We start from the raw sequence: 16,947 nt of genomic DNA, 5'->3' as shown, positions 1-16,947 counted from the left end.
TAATCAGCGGATAGTCCGTTTGAATGGCGTAAGTCGCGTTGAAGGTTGCGATCACGAGCTGCAGCGTTTGCTTTTCCGGTGAGTTCAGGTAGATGATCGGCGCCAGATAATCATTCCAGATCCCCATAAACCACAAAATAAGCTGTGCGGCAACGGCCGGTTTGATCAGCGGGAAAATGATCCGGGCATAGATGCCAAAATAGGAGGCACCGTCGATTTTCGCCGCTTCCACCAAGGAACCCGGCACGCTAGTCAAATACTGGCGGAGGAAGAAGATCATTGCGACGTTGCCGAAAAATCCGGGAACGATTAGTGGCAACAGCGTATCCACCCAACCGATCTTCGAGAACATGATGAATTGGGGGATCATGACGACCGGATAAGGGAACATCATGGAGCCGATCAATGTCAGGAAGATCAGGTTTTTCTTAGGGAATCTCAGCTTGGCAAAAGCAAAAGCCGCCAGGCTGGAGGTGAATGTGCCGACGAGGGTTACGCTGACGGCGATGATCAGGCTGTTTTTGATGCCGCTTAATAGCGGACCCGCGCTCCAAATCTCCTTGTACTTATCCCAGATGAAGGGATGCGGAATCCATTGGGGCGGAAGGGCAAACACGCCCATCCGGTCCTTCAGCGACGTGGACACCATCCACACCAGCGGACCGATCATAAAGACGGCGCCGATGCAAAGGATAATAAAGATGACGGCATTGGTCAGTTTCACTTTTCGGGTCATTAGACGAATTCGCTCCTTTCTATGGCGATTTTAATCAATTTCATAAGCGTTTCGTTCGTTCCACTTGAATTGGACAAGGGTCACGATAAAGATGAACACGCCCAGAATAACCGCCATTGCGGAAGCATAACCCATCTGCAGGTTGCCGAAGGCTTTTTGCCAAATGTAGAACACGACTGAAGCTGAACTGTACTCGGGACCGCCGGTGGACGTCATGATATTGATTTCGGTAAAAATTTGCGAGCCGCCGATAATGCTGGTGACGACGATAAAGAAGGTAACCGGCCGCACCATCGGCCACGTAATGTTGCGCAGAACATGGAACGCGTTAGCGCCATCCAGCTCCGCCGCTTCATAGTAGGAGCGGGGCACGCTTTGCAAAGCAGCCAAGTAGAGCAGCATGGAGAAGCCGAGGCCTTTCCAAATGCTCATGATCATGATCGCCGGCTTTACCGTATGTTTATTGGCCAACCAATTGGGGCCGTGAATCCCGAACAGGTCCAACACTTGATTGACCAAGCCGTAATCTCCGTTATAGGCCCAATTCCACAGAATGGAGATAGCCGCCAGCGACGAAATGACCGGGACGTAGTAGATGACACGGAAGGTTGTCGTTCCCGGAACATTGCGGTTTAAAGCCATTGCAAGCATCAGGGACAATACCAACCCGATCGGGATGCCGATCATTAAAAAGAACGTATTGTACATGGCTTTGTAAAACAATTCGTCTTGGAAGATGCTCTTGAAGTTGTCCAGTCCGATAAAATCCATTCGACCTAAGCCGTCCCAGTCGGTAAAGGCTCCATAGAAGGAATACGCCGCCGGAAATAAAGCAAAAATGAGAAATCCGAGAACCGGCGGTAGGACAAACAAATACGCGAAGAAGTATTCCTTGCGATATAACTTCGATTTGGTTTTCATCGTTCACCCCTGATTAACCGAATAGATATGATGTCAGCCGCTCTCAACGTGCATCGGCGGCCAACACCATATCCATTATCGTTTGTGCGTGCTTAGCCTAAGCCGATGCTATTTCTTGGATTTCTTTTCTTGCTCGAGGGCGTTATCAAGCAGCTTCTGCATTTTCGGCTGTTCATCCTTCGCCCAGTCGGCCGCGGTTTTCTTGCCGTCGAGCACAGGCTGGATGTCCGTAAAGAACAGGTTATACCATTCTGCGTTGTACGTCAGGGTGCCGGGGATCGCTCTACCGTAATCGTTGACGACATCCAGGAACTCTTGTTTGTTTTCCGGTTTGCCAGGGGTTGCTGCCCATTCCTTCGCCATGTCGATCAGGTTCGGAATTTGTACGTGGGCATCCACCAGCATCTTCATGCCTTCTTTAGAAGCGGTCAGATACATAACGAGTTCAGCGGCTTCTTGCGGATATTTCGTCTTGCTGGAAGCGCCGATACCGAGAGAGCCAAGCCAGGTAGCGGATTTACCGGTAGATCCGGCAGGGAAAGGCATCAAATCATAATCAAAAGGAAGCTTTTCATAAGTGCTCATATCCCAAGGACCTACCGGGAAGAAGGCCAGCTCGCCTTTCATCCAGCGTTGATAGGTATCCAGCGTTTGCGCTTCGGCAATGGTCGGGGTGATTTTATAAACATTCTGCATGTCGGCAAAATATTGCAGCGCCTCGGTAAATTTCGGATCGTCGATGGTTACCTTAGTGTTCGTGGCATCCAGCCAATCCGCACCGTTGCTCCATACGAAAGATTGGAGACACCATTGAACGTTCAAACCGGTGGCAAATTGATCGAGCTTACCGTCACCGTTTGTGTCTTTGGTCAGCTTTTTACTGACATCGATAAATTCTTCCCATGTATAGGGTTTGTCTTTGTCAGGCAGCGGAATGCCTGCTTTTTCGAACATCGTTTTATTGTAACCGAAAGCGAAGGGACCAACGTCTTTGGGAAGACCGTAGATGTTGCCTTTGCCTACGACATTTCCATCATAACGATAAAAGTTAACGCCATAAGGCCAGATGTTGTTGATATCGATATTGGTGTTCTTTTCAACATAAGGGGTAAGATCAAGCAAGGTTCCGCTGTTTACATAAGCTCTCAAATCGCCCGGATCGTAATAGAAAACGTCGGGTACGCTTTTACCGGTAATGGACGCTTTCAGCTTCGTTGCGTACTGATCCGCTGTGGTCATAATGATTTTGACTTTTACGCCGGGGTGATCGTCTTCAAACTTCTTAACAACTGACTCGTAAGCTTTTTGCTCGTCGGTGCCGCCGCGGAACATGAAGGTAAGGTCCTTCTTTTCCACTTTTTCGCTCTTGGTTGTGCTGGCAGGAGCTGTCGTACCGGCTCCTTTGTCATCGGCTTTGCTGTCGCTTTTGCCGCCGCAGCCTGCAAGTGCCGTGCTTAATGCGACGGTTAATGCTAAAATAGAGACGAGACCTTTTTTTCTTACCACTGAAACCCCTCCTGAAAATAATCTGAAATGATAAGCGGGCGAACCACGCTTTGAAACCGCATTCATTTTTGCGACAATCAAACCCATAAATGCAAGATGAATCGTCCTGTTTCCGATTGATTGCCTGGAGTCGCTTTGGCCTTTGTCCATAGCTTCTTGCGGAGCTCAATACCAATCGTTAACAATTTTGTTGATGTTAAAACCTTTTTGTTACCCTAATCTTAATTCACAACGCTTTCATTGTCAATTACTTTATTTTAAGTCCGAAAAACCGAAAAAAAGCCCGTTGGATTAACCTTTTTATGTTCTTATTATTGAAGATATTAATGTAATTTTGGGTAATCTTGCCTTTTTCGACAAAGTTATTACGATTCACATCTTTCATTGCGAAATACTTAACGAAGACGTATATTATATTTAATAAAGGTAAACGATTCTATTAACCATGTTTGGTTGGAGGTTATATGGATTTGAATCTGGATATTTCGGAAAAATCTCTACCCGTGTACGAGGCGCTGGCTAGCAGCGTCAGATTGAATATCATACAGCTTTTGGCCAAGCGGTCCATGAACATTCGCGAGCTGGCGGAAGCCTTGGGCCTGAGCAGTGCCATAATGACTATTCATGTAAAAAAGCTGGAGAAAGCCGGTCTGATCCAAACGGACATGCAGCCCGGAAAAGGCGGCGTACAAAAGAAGTGCTCTCTGCATATCGAACAGGCGGAAATTCTTTTCCCCCGCAAGCCCGGAAGTATCCGTGATTTCCACGAAAGCGAGATTTCCATCGGCCACTACACCGACATTTTGGCGGAAGCTACCTGCGGCCTGGCTACGACGGAGAAATTTATCGGCGAAGTGGATGACCCCCGCTATTTCCTTGATGCCGAACGGTTTCATGCCAAAATTCTCTGGTTCAGCGAAGGATATGTCGAATATAAAATTCCCAATTTCCTGCTGTCCACTCAAGATCCGCAAGAGTTGGTCATCTCCATGGAAATCTCCTCAGAGGCGCCCTTGACCAATAACAACTGGCCTTCGGATATTACCTTTTATCTGAACAAGGTCAATCTGGGTACCTGGACCAGTCCCGGGGATTTCGGCGACAAACGAGGAAAATACAGCCCTTCCTGGTGGCCAGACATGGTCAACCAATACGGCTTGCTGAAGCATTTGAATATTTCCTCCAAAGGCACCTTCATGGATGGCAACCAAATTTCCGATGTGACTTTGGATCAGATCAACGTATGGGACCGGCAGTGGACGCTGCGCATTGCCGTGGAGAAGACATCCGAGCATGTTGGCGGCTTGACCCTGTTCGGCAAAGGCTTCGGCAACTATAATCAGGAAATTGTGATGCGGCTGTACTATAATAAAATCCAAAACGATAGCGATGAAGCATAACCGAATAGCCGGACAAGAGAATGTCTCTTGTCCGGCTATTTTCTTCTTGTTTATCTGCTTAGCGGCTGTCGGCTACCGGCGTTCCAAAGTTGGGAGTCCCGTCCGTATTCCAATGAAAACGTTGAATTCGCGTATGCCGATTGGGATCATACAGCGGATCACCGACAATTTTCCTGTAATTTCTTGCATGATAAACGATCAGATCCTCTTCCCCGTCCTCGGAAACGGTAAAGCTGTTGTGGCCGGGACCGAACGTCCTTGACTCTTCGTTTGTGCCAAATACGGGAGTCGGCGATTTTGCCCAAGCTTGAGGATTCAGCGGGTCCTCCGTGTCGGACATGCTCAATATCCCCATGCAATAGTTGTAGTCTGTGGCGCTTGCCGAGTACGTAAGGAAAATCCGCCCGTTCCTCTTGAGGACAGCCGGCCCTTCGTTCACCAAAAATCCGATGGTCTCCCAATCGTATTCCGGTTTGCTCAGCAGTATCTGCGGGCCTTGAATTGTCCAAGGATTAACCATTGGAGCGATATACAGGTTGGAATTGCCGGGAATGGCCGGATCTTGCTGAGCCCAAACCAAATAGCGAATGCCGTTATGCTCAAAGGTTGTGGAGTCCAAGGAAAAGGATTCCCAATCCGTTTTGATCTGTCCTTTTTCTTCCCACAATCCCGTAAATGGGTCGGCCGCCGCACATTCCAGGACATACATGCGATGGTCGAAAAGCCCTTCGCCATTGGCTCCGGTGCGAGCCGCGGCGAAATATACATACCATTTACCTGCGATAAAATGCAGCTCCGGCGCCCAAATATGGGAGCTTAACTCCCCGCTCTCGCGCTTTCTCCAAATTGCCTTCGGCTCGGCGGCTTGCAAATCGTCCAGCGTTTCCGATCGGCGGATTTCAATGCGGTCATACTCCGGAACCGATGCCGTGAAGTAGTAGTACCCGTCGGTATGTTTGTAAACCCATGGATCAGCCCGCTGCAGGACAACAGGATTTTGGTATAGACTTGTTTCTTTTACTTGTTCCAAATGAAACACCCTCCCGGTTCACTTCCCTATGTGCAATGATATAAATGTACCAGAGAACGGGAATATCATCAACAAAAATATTATCATAGTACTAAAAACATTAATAAAATGCTGATAATAAAAGAAAAACCTGCAGAAAGCCGGAACTTTCCTGCAGGTTTTCTCTATTTACCTCAATATACTTAACCTATATATTGAGGTTATAATCGGTGGCGGCCGTTTCGGACGGCCGCTCGGGCGTTAGCTGCGCGGAGCGAGGGCTTTTGCCGCGATGTCGGTGCGGCAATGCTTGCCCTCGAAGCGGATGCGCTCGCTAGCGGCGTAGGCGCGGTCGCGGGCTGCGGCGATGTCGGCTCCCATGCCGACAACGCCCAGCACGCGGCCGCCGGCGGTGACGGTGCGGCCCTCGCTGACCCGGGTTCCGGCGTGGAACACCAAGGCGTCTCCCTCCGGGACATCTTCGAGTCCCGTGATGGGGAGACCCTTGGGGTAGGAGCCGGGATAACCCGGGGAGGCGAGGATGACGCACACCGCCGCGTCGCCGCTGAAGCGGATATCCGCTTCAGCCAGCCGGCCGTCGAGGCTCGCGAGGAAGATGTCCAGCAGGTCGGATTCCAGCCGCGGCAGGACAACCTGGGTTTCCGGGTCGCCAAAGCGGGCGTTGAATTCGACGGTCCTTGGACCGCTCGCGGTAATCATCAGGCCGGCAAACAGCACGCCGCGGAAGGGGCGGCCTTCCTGCACCATGGCTTCTGCCGTCGGCACGACGATGGTGCGGATGGCTTCGTCCACGATTTCCTGCGGGATGTGCGGTACCGGCGAATAGGTTCCCATACCGCCAGTGTTCGGGCCTTCATCGTTGTCGAAGACGGGCTTGTGATCCTGGGAAGGCACCATCGGCCGCACGGTGTTGCCATCGACGAAAGCCAGCAGGGACATCTCCTGTCCCTCCATGAATTCCTCGATGACCACCCGGTTGCCGGAAGCGCCGAAGGCTTTGTCCAGCATGATTGTCTGGAGCGCCTTCTCCGCCTCCTCATTGGTGCGGGCGACGATGACGCCTTTACCGGCGGCAAGCCCATCGGCCTTGATGACGATAGGCGCGCCATGACTACCCAAGTAAGCAAGAGCATCTTCATAGTTATCGAACGACTCGTATGCAGCCGTTGGAATGTTGTACTTTTTCAGCAGATGCTTCATAAACACCTTGCTGCCTTCGATTTCCGCCGCATTCTTGCGGGGACCGTAGACGAGAAGGCCGAGCCCCTCCAGATAATCGACGATGCCCGCTGCAAGAGGATCGTCCGGACCGATGACGACCAAATCGACAGCCTGCTCTTTGGCAAACCGGCCGATTCCGGCGAAATCCTGCTCGTCAATCTCCACGCACTCCGCCAGTTGGGCGATGCCCCCGTTACCGGGTGCGCAATAAAGCTTGCTCACCTTCAGGCTTTGGCTGAGCTTCCAAACGATGGCGTGCTCCCGGCCTCCACGGCCGATGACCATCACTTTCATGATAGGGGTTCCCCTTTCTCCTGCGGTTTAGTGGCGGAAATGGCGGATACCAGTTGTCACCATAGCGATACCGTATTCGTTGGCGACGCGGATTGAATCTGCATCCCTGATGGAACCGCCGGGGTGGATGACCGCCGTGATGCCGGCTTTGGCTGCCATCTCCAGAGTGTCGCTCATCGGGAAGTACGCATCCGAGGCCATTACAGCGCCTTTAACTTTCTCGCCCGCTTGCTCGATAGCGATGGAAGCGGAACCGACGCGGTTCATTTGGCCGGCGCCTACGCCGATGGTCATGTTGTCTGAAGCTAGCACGATAGCGTTAGACTTCACGTGCTTCACAACCTTCCATGCGAACAGGAGCTGCTTCAGTTCCTCTTCCGTCGGCTGACGGTCCGTCACGACTTTGAGATCGGCTTCGGTCACTTGATAAGCGTCGCTATCCTGAACCAGCATGCCACCTTCGACGGTGGTGACGATTTTGCCCGGCTTTTTGCCGGCAACGCTGCCGCTCAGCTTGAGCACGCGGATATTCTTTTTCTTGGTGAGGATATCCAGCGCTTCTTGGGTGAAGTCCGGAGCGATGACGATCTCCAGGAACATTTCATGGAGCAGCTCCGCCGTCTCCTTGCCGATGGTGCCATTGGCCGCTACGATGCCGCCGAAGATGGAAACCGGGTCGGCGTCGTACGCTTTTTTGAACGCTTCATGGATGTCGGCGCCGATGCCCACTCCGCATGGATTCATATGCTTCACGGCTACAACCGTAGGCTCGTTGAACTCCTGTACGATTTTCAGCGCGGTATTGGCATCGTTGATGTTGTTGTAGGAAAGCTCCTTGCCATTGAGCTGCTCGGCTGTAACGATGCTGCCGGCTTCAGCCAAAGGTTCGCGGTAGAACGCCGCTTGCTGATGGGGATTTTCGCCGTAGCGCAAGTCCTGCACTTTTTCGTAGGTCACCGTATATTTCTCCGGGAATTCTTCGCCTTGCAAGCCGGACAGGTAGCCGGAGATCAGAGCGTCGTAAGCGCCGGTGTGGCGGAATACTTTTGCAGCGAGATGTTTGCGGGTATCCAAGGTAGTGTCGCCGTTTGCGCGCAATTCCTCAAGGATCGTCCCATAGTCGGCAGCATCTACAACGACGGTTACGAAAGCGTGGTTTTTCGCCGCGGAACGCAGCATCGTCGGCCCGCCGATGTCAATGTTCTCGATGGCTTCCTCATAGGAAACGTCCGGTTTCGCAATAGTGGCGGCAAAAGGATAAAGATTCACCGCGACAAGATCGATATAATCGAGGCCGAGCTTTTCCATTTGCTCCCGGTGGGAGGCGTTGTCCCGAACCGCCAAAAGGCCGCTGTGTACGGCAGGGTGCAACGTTTTTACCCGTCCGTCCATGATTTCGGGGAAGCCGGTCACTTCGGAAATGCCGGTAACAGGAATACCTTTTTCCTTCAACAGGTTGTAAGTACCCCCGGTGGAAATGATTTGCACGCCTTGCTCCGCCAAGCCTTGGGCAAATTCGACGATGCCGGTTTTGTCGGATACGCTGATCAATGCACGTTTGATGGCCACTTTTGCTCCTCCTCCAATGGTTCGTTATTATTTAACGGTCAGGCTGATTCGGCCTTCCCGGATTCCTTGTACGACTTCTGCGTAGAGCTTATGTTCGATGGGATGAATGCGGGCAGCCAGCGTCTCCGCCGTGTCCTCCGGCAGAATACGCAGCGTCTCCTGGGCAATGATGGGGCCTGTGTCCATGCCTCCGTCGACAAAATGCACCGTAATGCCGGTGACTTTTACGCCGTAAGCAAGGGCCTGTCCGATGGCGTCCAGTCCGGGAAAAGACGGCAAGAGCGACGGATGCACGTTGATGATCCGGCCTTCGTAAGGGGTGAGCAGCACCGAGCTAATGATGCGCATGTACCCGGCCAGGACGACGAGATCAACTCCCAATTCATCCAGCTTGCCGACGATTTCCCCTTCGTAAGCGGCCTTGTCGGGATAATCCTTCGGACGGAAGGCAAAGACCGGGATACCCAGGCGCTGGGCTTTTTCCACAACGGGCGCTTGGGGCTTATCGCAAACCAGGAGCGCGATTTCCGCGTCCAGCTTGCCGCTTGCCGCCGCTTCAGCCAGGGCCTGAAAATTGGAGCCACTGCCGGAAGCGAATACGGCGATGCGATAGGGCTTGACCGTCATTACAGCTCGCCCCCGGTAAACGTGACGATTTTGCCGCCTTCGGTAATCCGGCCGATGGTGTAGACGTCTTCGCCATTCGCTTTGGCAATGGCTACCGCTTCTTCGGCATCCTCCGGTGAAACCACCAGCACCATGCCGATACCCATGTTGAAGGTGGTGAACATATCGCGGCCGCTGATGCCGCCAATCTCCTGCATCATGCGGAACACCGGCAGAACCGGCCAAGAGCCCAGCTCGATCTCGGCGTTCACGCCATCAGGCAGAACCCGGGGGATATTTTCGATAAAACCGCCGCCGGTAATGTGAGCCATGCCTTTGATTTTCACTTTGTCCAAGATCGCCAAAATGGACTTCACATATATTTTGGTCGGAGTCAGCAGCACGTTGCCCAGGACGCCGCCCAATTCATCGACATGCTGGTCGAGGGAATAACCCTTTTGCTCCAAAAACAGCTTGCGCACAAGAGAAAAACCGTTGCTGTGCACACCGCTTGAAGCGAGACCCAAAATGACGTCGCCTGATTTGATGGCTGCGCCGGTGATCACGTTATTCTTATCGACCACGCCGACGGAAAATCCCGCGATATCGTAATCCTCAGCGCCGTACATGCCGGGCATCTCCGCCGTCTCGCCGCCGATCAAGGCGCAGCCGGACTGGGAACAGCCTTCGGCGATGCCGGCTACGATGGCTTCGATTCGCTCAGGCACCACTTTGCCGCAAGCCAGGTAGTCCAGAAAAAACAGCGGCTCTGCGCCTTGCACCACGATGTCGTTGACGCACATAGCGACGGCGTCGATGCCGATGGTGTCATGCTTATCCATGGCAAAAGCCAGCATCAGCTTCGTCCCGACACCGTCGGTTCCCGACACTAGCACCGGTTCCTCGTACTTGTCGCGGTTCAGGCCAAAGAGCGCGCCGAAGCCGCCCAAATCCGTCATGACCTCGGGACGGAAGGTGCGCTTCACGTGCTTTTTCATGCGCTCAACGGCTTCATTGCCTGCGGCAATATCGACGCCGGCATTTTTGTAAGCTTCGGACACGGGGGTCATCTCCTTCAAAATAGTCGTTTATGATCGTTCAGATGGATTTCCGAGTAGGCGCGATTGAAAATACCTGCATAACTGCAGTTATTTTCTAGCCTCTAATCGGGCTGAATTAGAATAGCTGCAAATCTACAGTTAGTTTTTGATAATCCCTTCTCAGAAAGGGTATATACTGAAAATAACTGCAGTTTTACATTTATTTCTGATAAATAGGCACAACCTGCTGGAATAACTGCAGTTTTGCTGTTATACAGTGGTGCGGGCAGGTTCGATGTCGCGATTACGCGTCAAGTAAACCGTAGCTTCCTTTATGCGAGCGAGATGGACTCAACAACTCGACCGAGACTACTATATAGCGGCTTCGGACGAGCCCAACGAATGAATCGAGGTTGCAATTTGATGCGTTGGAGCGGATTAAACTAGCAGCCGCAAGTATCCGCATCATCAGGTACGGGGGTTGGGTAATCATTATCGAAACAGCCGAGGCACATGCCGCGGTTGAACTCGTCCTTCGTACGGCCGATGGCAGCAAGCAGCCCTTCCTTCGACAAAAAGTAGCAGGGAGTCCGCGTTGATGATTCGGCGGATTTCCTCTACTGATTTTGTAGAAGCGATAAGCTCTTTGCGGCTCGGTGTATCGATGCCGTAGAAGCAAGGATTCATGTAAGGCGGCGAACTGATGCGCACATGAACTTCCTTTGCCCCTGCCTCCCGCAGCATGTTGACGATACGCAAGCTGGTGGTGCCGCGAACGATAGAGTCGTCGATCATGACGACGCGCTTGCCCTCGACAACCTTGCGCACCGCGCTCAGCTTCATCTTTACGCCACGCTCACGGAGCTCCTGGCTGGGCTGGATGAAGGTGCGGCCGGTGTAGCGGTTCTTGATCATCCCCAGCTCGTAGGGGATGACCGTCTGCTCGGCGTAGCCGATAGCAGCGGAGATACTGGAATCCGGCACACCGGTGACGATATCGGCGTCGACGAAGGATTCCATCGCCAACTGCATGCCCATGCGCTTTCGCGCCGAGTGCAGGTTGATACCGTCCACATCGCTGTCCGGACGGGAGAAATAAATGAATTCCATCGAGCAAATCGCCCGGCGTTCCAGTGCGGCGAAACGTTCGGAACGCATGCCGTCCTGATCCAGGGTGAGCAATTCCCCAGGCTCGATGTCCCGGACATACTCCGCGCCGATGGTTTCAAAAGCGCATGTCTCCGAGGAGAATACGTAGGCGTCTCCCAGCTTGGCCATAGACAACGGCCGTAAAGCATTCGGGTCGCGGGCGACGAACAGCTTGTCGTTCACCATGATCAGGAAGGCGAACCCGCCTTTTATCCGGCGTAAAGCGTTCTTTACTGCCTCTTCGAGACTAACGTGCCGCGCCTTGGAGATCAGATGAATCAGCACTTCGGTATCGCTGGTGGTCTGGAAGATCGAGCCTTCCTGCTCCAGTTCGTCGCGAATTTCATCGGCATTGACGATATTGCCGTTAGTCGCAACGGCGATATTGCCGACGCGGAACTTAAACACCAGAGGCTGGGCGTTTTCCAACCGGCTGGCGCCGGAGGTGGAATAACGCACATGCCCGATGGCCGTCGAGCCCTGCAAGTACTTGATCCGGTCGTGATCGAACACTTCCTTTACAAGCCCCATCGCCTTATGGGTGAAAAATTCGCTGCCGTCCACTGTGGTGCACATACCCGCACTTTCTTCACCGCGATGCTGGAGGGCATGTAGCCCGTAAAAGGATAAGGCCGATGCTTCCGGATGGCCAAAAACGCCGAATACGCCGCATTCCTCTTTTAACTTGTCAAAAACCTGCGGGTCCACGCCCTCGTTATAATAATCGCCGGTCCATAGCGAGGATCCCTCATAGATGCCTTCCCTTACAAAGCCGCTCCTGCTCCCGATATTGCCGAAACTGCCCACGCGGCTCACGCCCAGCCGGAGATTTACGCGTTCATCCGGCATGGGATCGCATCCTTCCATACGGCTTTCAGTTCTTTAACGTTCTGATGAATGGCCGGTTTTCCGTTAACCGACACAGCCAATTCCTTGCCGCCTACGGTACCGATGGCTTGGACCGGCACATTCCGTTCGACAATGTATGCCCGCAAGGCATCCGCTTGTTCCGGTGCTGCCGTAAGCAGAATCCGCGACTGGGATTCGCTGAAAAGCGCGATGTCCGGCCGCAGCGCAGTCTCCACATTCACTGTAGCCCCGAGTCCGGCGCCAAAGCCGCTTTCCGCAACGGCTGCGGCCAAACCGCCTTCCGATAGGTCATGAGCGGAACGGACGAGTCCGTTTTGAATCGCGCCGAGAACCGCTTGCTGCAGCGTGCGTTCCGTCTCCAGGTCGAGCTGAGGCGGACGGCCTTCCGTGCAGCCATGAACGGCATACTGCAATTCACTGCCGCCGAGCTCAGCTTTTGTCTCGCCCAAGAGGAAGATCACGTCGCCTTCGGCTTTGAAATCTTGAGTCATCAAATGGTCAATATCGTGAACCAAGCCGACCATCCCCACGACCGGAGTCGGGTAGATAGCACCCTTGGCGTTTTCGTTGTACAAGCTGACGTTGCCGCCGATAACCGGCGTGTTCAGCACGCGGCAGGCTTCCGCCATGCCGTCAGTGGATTTTTCCAGCTGCCAAAAGATTTCCGGCTTCTCCGGGCTCCCGAAGTTTAAGTTATCCGTGATGGCGAGGGGCTCGGCGCCGGAGCATACGATGTTACGGGCCGCTTCCGCCACAGCGATACGTCCGCCCACTTCCGGGTCAAGGTACACATACCGGCTGTTGCAGTCCGTTGTCATCGCCAGAGCCTTGCGGGTACCGGGAACGGTGACCACCGCTGCGTCCGAACCGGGACGAACGACCGTTGACGTCCGGACCATATAATCGTACTGGTTGTACACCCACTCTTTGCTGGCGACGGAAGGCGAGCTCAGCACTTGGCGTAAAGCATCGTTCAAGTCCGTGATTTCCGCGTAGCTGTTGGTATCCACCGATGCGCCTGCCTCGTAGTAAGCAGGAACTTTGGAGGGTTTGTTGTAAACCGGACATTCGTCTACAAGCGCAGCTACCGGCATGTCGCCGACCACTTCGCCGTGGTGGATAAGCCGCAGACGGCCGTCATCGGTTACTTTGCCCACGTTCACGCAGTGCAGATCCCAGCGCTCGAAAATCGCCTTTGCCTGCTCCTCGTGCTCGGGACGGACGACGAACAGCATCCGTTCTTGGGATTCCGAGAGCATCATTTCGTAGGCAGTCATGCCCGTTTCCCGCTGGGGCACCTTGTCCAGGTTCAGCTCCATGCCGTTGCCGGCTTTGCTGGCCATCTCCGCGCTGGAGCAGGTGAGGCCCGCAGCGCCCATGTCCTGAATGCCGACGACGATGCCGGAGTTGATGAGATCGAGAGTCGCTTCCAACACCAGCTTTTCCATGAAAGGATCGCCGACTTGGACCGCCGTCCGCTTCGCTTCCGACTTCTCCGTGATCTCTTCCGATGCGAAGGTGGCACCGTGGATGCCGTCCCGGCCCGTTGCCGGACCGACGTAGAACACCGGGTTGCCGATACCGCTAGCGACGCCGCGCTGGATTTTATCATGATCGATGAGGCCTACGCACATGGCATTGACCAAGGGATTACCCTCGTAGCTTTCGTCAAAATTGACTTCGCCGCCCACCGTAGGAATGCCGATACAGTTGCCGTAACCGGCGATGCCGCTGACCACGTGTTCGAACAGGTATTTGACCCGGTCATTGTCCAAGTTCCCGAAACGCAGGGAGTTTAAGATAGCGACTGGCCGCGCCCCCATGGAAAAAATATCGCGGATAATCCCGCCCACACCGGTAGCCGCTCCTTGGAAAGGCTCGACGGCAGAGGGGTGGTTGTGGCTTTCGATTTTAAAAACAACGGCTTGGTTGTCGCCGATATCGACGATGCCCGCGCCTTCGCCGGGACCCATCAGCACCCGTTCACCGGTAACCGGGAACTTGCGCAGTACAGGTTTGGAATTTTTATAGGAACAGTGCTCAGACCACATCACGCTGAATACGCCGATTTCGACGTAATTCGGTTTGCGGCCCATGAACCCGCAAATTTTCTCATATTCGTCATCGGAAACGCCGAACTGGCGGTAAATCTTCTGCTCGGCGATCTGTTCGGCTGTCGGCTCCTTTGCCGCTGCCGCTTTTGCCAAATTAGCTGTGGACTGCTGCATTTTGCTTTTCCCTCCATGCTTTCAAGATGGATGTGAACATCCCCATGCCGTCATCCGAGCCAAGCAGTTGGTGCACCGCCCGTTCCGGGTGGGGCATCATGCCGAGGACATTGCCACGCTCGTTCACAACACCGGCGATATCGTCGACAGAGCCATTGGGGTTCTCTCCCGCATAGCGGAAAACAATTTGGTTATTCGCCTTAAGCCGCTCCAGAGTGGCTTCGTCGCAATAATAGCTGCCTTCTCCATGGGCGATGGGAATATCGATGATTTGGTTTTGCTGATATTCGTTGGTAAAATTCGTGCCGCTGTTCTCCACCTTGAGAAGCGTCTGGTGACAGCGGAATTTCAGGCTCTTGTTACGCAAGAGAGCGCCGGGCAAGAGACCCGCTTCCGTGAGAATTTGAAAGCCGTTGCAGATGCCGAGCACGAATTTGCCTTCTTCCGCAAAAGCCTGCAGGGCGGTCATCACCAGGGCAAACCGAGCGATAGCGCCGCAGCGCAGATAGTCGCCGTAGGAGAAACCGCCGGGAACGAGGATGCAGTCAAAGCGAGACAGATCCGTTTCCGTATGCCAAACATATTCCACGGACTCGCCCAGCTGTTCCACCGCTTTATAACAATCCAGATCGCAATTGGAACCGGGAAAAACAAGCACTCCAAAATTCATCTTCTCCGCTCCCCCTTACGCGATCTCGAAACGATAATCTTCGACTACGGTATTAGCCAGCAATTTTTCGCACATCATCTTCAGCCGCGCTTCCGCTTCAGCCTTGTCGTCGGTGTCCAAGGTAAGCTCCATGTATTTGCCGATGCGGACCTGCTCTACTTCCTTAAAGCCCATGGTGAGCAGCGCTCCTTGTACGGCATTGCCTTGAGGGTCCAGAACGCTTTCCTTAATGGTGACGTAAACCGTAGCTTTCAACATGATTTCAGAAGACTCCTTTTCGAATGGGTTTATAGGAAATCGATAGAGGAAACGGATGCTGATCGAAAAAAATCAGGCCAAAGCCGAAGGATTCAATTTATGCAAAATATCGAGGTACCGGCTGCGGGTCGCCTCCACTACTTCGGCTGGCAGCGGGTCGGGCTTGCTGTTCTTGTCCCAGCCGCTGTTCGCCAAGTAGGTGCGCACCGGCTCTTTGTCCATGCTGTCGATTTCGATATCGAGGGCGTAGTTTTCTTTTGCCCAGTAGCGGGAGGAGTCCGGAGTAAAGATCTCGTCGATAAGGATGACTTGGCCGTCGATAAGACCGAATTCAAATTTCGTGTCCGCCAATATAATGCCTCGTTCGGCGCAATAGTCATGGGCGAACTGATAGAGCCTCAGGCTCTTTTCTTCCAATTCCTTCGTCAGTTCCGCTCCTACCAGCTCGGCCATACGGCTTACGCTGATGTCTTCGTCGTGGCCAACGTCGTTTTTCGCTGCGGGTGTGAAAATCGGCTGGGCCAGCTTCTCGTTCTTGTGCATGCCGAGGGGCAGCTCGTGGCCGTTGATTTTGCCGGTTTCTTTATACTGCCGCCAGCCGCCGCCGGTGATGTAGCCCCGGACGACGCACTCGATGTCGATGCGCTGGGCTTTTTTGGTGACCATGATACGGTTTTTCAAGAGCGCAGGAACGGTAACGATATCGCCAAGCCGCTCCACGTCGCAGTGAACCACATGGTTCGGCTGGATGGCTGCCGTCACGTCGAACCAGAAGCGGGACAGCAGGTTCAGCACATCCCCTTTGCCGGGAACCGGCGGGTCCAGCACATAGTCGAAGGCGGAAATGCGGTCGGTGACCACGATCAGAAAATGCTCCCCAAGGTCGTACAGCTCGCGGACCTTGCCTTTGTAAATCAGCGGAGCCTTCATTAGATCGGTGGCCGTGTACAGCGCAGCAGGTGCTGCCATGATAATCCCTCCCAAAAATAGCTTGATCGACTAATCATTTCTTCGGACAAAGGAGCGGAGCGAATCGATCGTTCTGGAGAAGCGTAAGCGGCCGCCTTTGCAGTCAGATTCTCACCATTTATCTAAATTCAAGGAATCTGAATGCAACAGCGGTCGGAAGAATGATCGGATTCGTGGAGCGACGATTGTCCAAAGCCTATGACTTAGTCGAGACCCAAGCGTGCGAAAATGGTGTCCACGTGCTTCAGGTGCCAAGATGGGTCGAAGCAGTCAGCAATTTCTTCTAGGGAAAGCTGCGCCGTGATCACCGGGTCGTTTTCGAGGATGTCGCGGAAGGAGCGCTGCTCTTCCCATGCCCGCATGGCCCGCGGCTGTACGGTGTCATAGGCTTGCTCGCGGCTGAAGCCCTTGTCAATGAGCTTGGTGAGCACTCGGCCGGAGAACGGAACGCCGTAGGTGCGCTCCATATTGCGCTTCATG

13 protein-coding genes and 2 pseudogenes are annotated in these 16,947 nt (G+C 53.6%); 1 reads left to right on the top strand and 14 read right to left on the bottom strand.

The genetic code is table 11. From position 1 onward, the window contains the following. The 3 genes from TJ79_RS07620 to TJ79_RS07610 all read right to left on the bottom strand — a co-directional run. The coding region (locus TJ79_RS07620) for a carbohydrate ABC transporter permease (protein ID WP_040949701.1) at nt 1–736 on the bottom strand (736 nt) is incomplete at its 3' end. 30 nt (nt 737–766) lie between these two features. Further along, nucleotides 767–1,657, bottom strand: a complete 891-nt coding sequence (locus TJ79_RS07615; protein ID WP_040949700.1) for a carbohydrate ABC transporter permease — start codon at nt 1,655–1,657, stop codon at nt 767–769. A gap of 108 nt (nt 1,658–1,765) precedes the next feature. After that, nucleotides 1,766–3,163, bottom strand: coding sequence for an ABC transporter substrate-binding protein (locus TJ79_RS07610; RefSeq protein ID WP_040949699.1), 1,398 nt, complete (start codon nt 3,161–3,163; stop codon nt 1,766–1,768). A gap of 470 nt (nt 3,164–3,633) precedes the next feature. Here TJ79_RS07610 and TJ79_RS07605 point away from each other — a divergent pair, with 470 nt between their 5' ends. Next, on the top strand, nt 3,634–4,563 hold the full coding sequence (locus tag TJ79_RS07605; RefSeq protein WP_040949703.1) for an ArsR/SmtB family transcription factor: 930 nt from the start codon (nt 3,634–3,636) through the stop codon (nt 4,561–4,563). A 58-nt stretch (nt 4,564–4,621) separates the two neighbouring features. Here TJ79_RS07605 and TJ79_RS07600 read toward each other — a convergent pair whose 3' ends face one another. From TJ79_RS07600 to TJ79_RS07550, 11 genes and pseudogenes are all read right to left on the bottom strand, one after another. Further along, nucleotides 4,622–5,593, bottom strand: coding sequence for a glycoside hydrolase family 43 protein (locus tag TJ79_RS07600; protein ID WP_040949698.1), 972 nt, complete (start codon nt 5,591–5,593; stop codon nt 4,622–4,624). Nucleotides 5,594–5,833: 240 nt separating this feature from the next. After that, on the bottom strand, nt 5,834–7,108 hold the full coding sequence (gene purD / locus TJ79_RS07595; protein WP_040949697.1) for a phosphoribosylamine--glycine ligase: 1,275 nt from the start codon (nt 7,106–7,108) through the stop codon (nt 5,834–5,836). 27 nt (nt 7,109–7,135) lie between these two features. Further along, on the bottom strand, nt 7,136–8,677 hold the full coding sequence (gene purH, locus TJ79_RS07590) for a bifunctional phosphoribosylaminoimidazolecarboxamide formyltransferase/IMP cyclohydrolase (protein ID WP_040949696.1): 1,542 nt from the start codon (nt 8,675–8,677) through the stop codon (nt 7,136–7,138). 27 nt (nt 8,678–8,704) lie between these two features. Further along, entirely contained in the window at nt 8,705–9,304 is a 600-nt protein-coding gene (purN, locus tag TJ79_RS07585; RefSeq protein ID WP_040949695.1) for a phosphoribosylglycinamide formyltransferase, read from the bottom strand. Then, nucleotides 9,304–10,344: a phosphoribosylformylglycinamidine cyclo-ligase gene (gene purM, locus TJ79_RS07580; RefSeq protein WP_040949694.1), complete on the bottom strand. Its 1,041-nt coding sequence runs from the start codon at nt 10,342–10,344 to the stop codon at nt 9,304–9,306. Before purM ends, purN begins: the two co-directional genes overlap by 1 nt. Before the next feature lie 422 nt (nt 10,345–10,766). Continuing rightward, nucleotides 10,767–12,321 (bottom strand): annotated as a pseudogene (purF, locus tag TJ79_RS07575) (amidophosphoribosyltransferase). Continuing rightward, nucleotides 12,303–14,570, bottom strand: a complete 2,268-nt coding sequence (purL, locus tag TJ79_RS07570) for a phosphoribosylformylglycinamidine synthase subunit PurL (protein WP_202903303.1) — start codon at nt 14,568–14,570, stop codon at nt 12,303–12,305. Before purL ends, purF begins: the two are co-directional and overlap by 19 nt. Then, complete coding sequence (gene purQ, locus TJ79_RS07565) at nt 14,551–15,240, bottom strand: phosphoribosylformylglycinamidine synthase subunit PurQ (RefSeq protein WP_040949693.1); 690 nt, start codon at nt 15,238–15,240, stop codon at nt 14,551–14,553. Before purQ ends, purL begins: the two co-directional genes overlap by 20 nt. A gap of 15 nt (nt 15,241–15,255) precedes the next feature. Next, nucleotides 15,256–15,498: a phosphoribosylformylglycinamidine synthase subunit PurS gene (purS, locus tag TJ79_RS07560; protein WP_040949692.1), complete on the bottom strand. Its 243-nt coding sequence runs from the start codon at nt 15,496–15,498 to the stop codon at nt 15,256–15,258. Between the two features lie 72 nt (nt 15,499–15,570). After that, nucleotides 15,571–16,467: a phosphoribosylaminoimidazolesuccinocarboxamide synthase gene (locus TJ79_RS07555; protein ID WP_040949691.1), complete on the bottom strand. Its 897-nt coding sequence runs from the start codon at nt 16,465–16,467 to the stop codon at nt 15,571–15,573. A gap of 203 nt (nt 16,468–16,670) precedes the next feature. After that, nucleotides 16,671–16,947: pseudogene (locus TJ79_RS07550) on the bottom strand (adenylosuccinate lyase); the annotation flags it as partial.

The sequence above is a fragment of the Gorillibacterium massiliense genome, from assembly GCF_000455485.1.
GTDB classification, from domain to species: Bacteria; Bacillota; Bacilli; order Paenibacillales; family NBRC-103111; genus Gorillibacterium; species Gorillibacterium massiliense.
This window is presented reverse-complemented; position numbering and strand designations above follow the sequence as displayed.

Coding starts and splice junctions, on each gene's coding strand:
- TJ79_RS07615 (WP_040949700.1), bottom strand. CDS start 1,657: ATGAAAACCAAATCGAAGTTATATCGCAAGGAATACTTCTTCGCGTAT.
- purQ (WP_040949693.1), bottom strand. CDS start 15,240: ATGAATTTTGGAGTGCTTGTTTTTCCCGGTTCCAATTGCGATCTGGAT.
- purS (WP_040949692.1), bottom strand. CDS start 15,498: ATGTTGAAAGCTACGGTTTACGTCACCATTAAGGAAAGCGTTCTGGAC.
- purL (WP_202903303.1), bottom strand. CDS start 14,570: ATGCAGCAGTCCACAGCTAATTTGGCAAAAGCGGCAGCGGCAAAGGAG.
- purD (WP_040949697.1), bottom strand. CDS start 7,108: ATGAAAGTGATGGTCATCGGCCGTGGAGGCCGGGAGCACGCCATCGTT.
- TJ79_RS07555 (WP_040949691.1), bottom strand. CDS start 16,467: ATGGCAGCACCTGCTGCGCTGTACACGGCCACCGATCTAATGAAGGCT.
- purN (WP_040949695.1), bottom strand. CDS start 9,304: ATGACGGTCAAGCCCTATCGCATCGCCGTATTCGCTTCCGGCAGTGGC.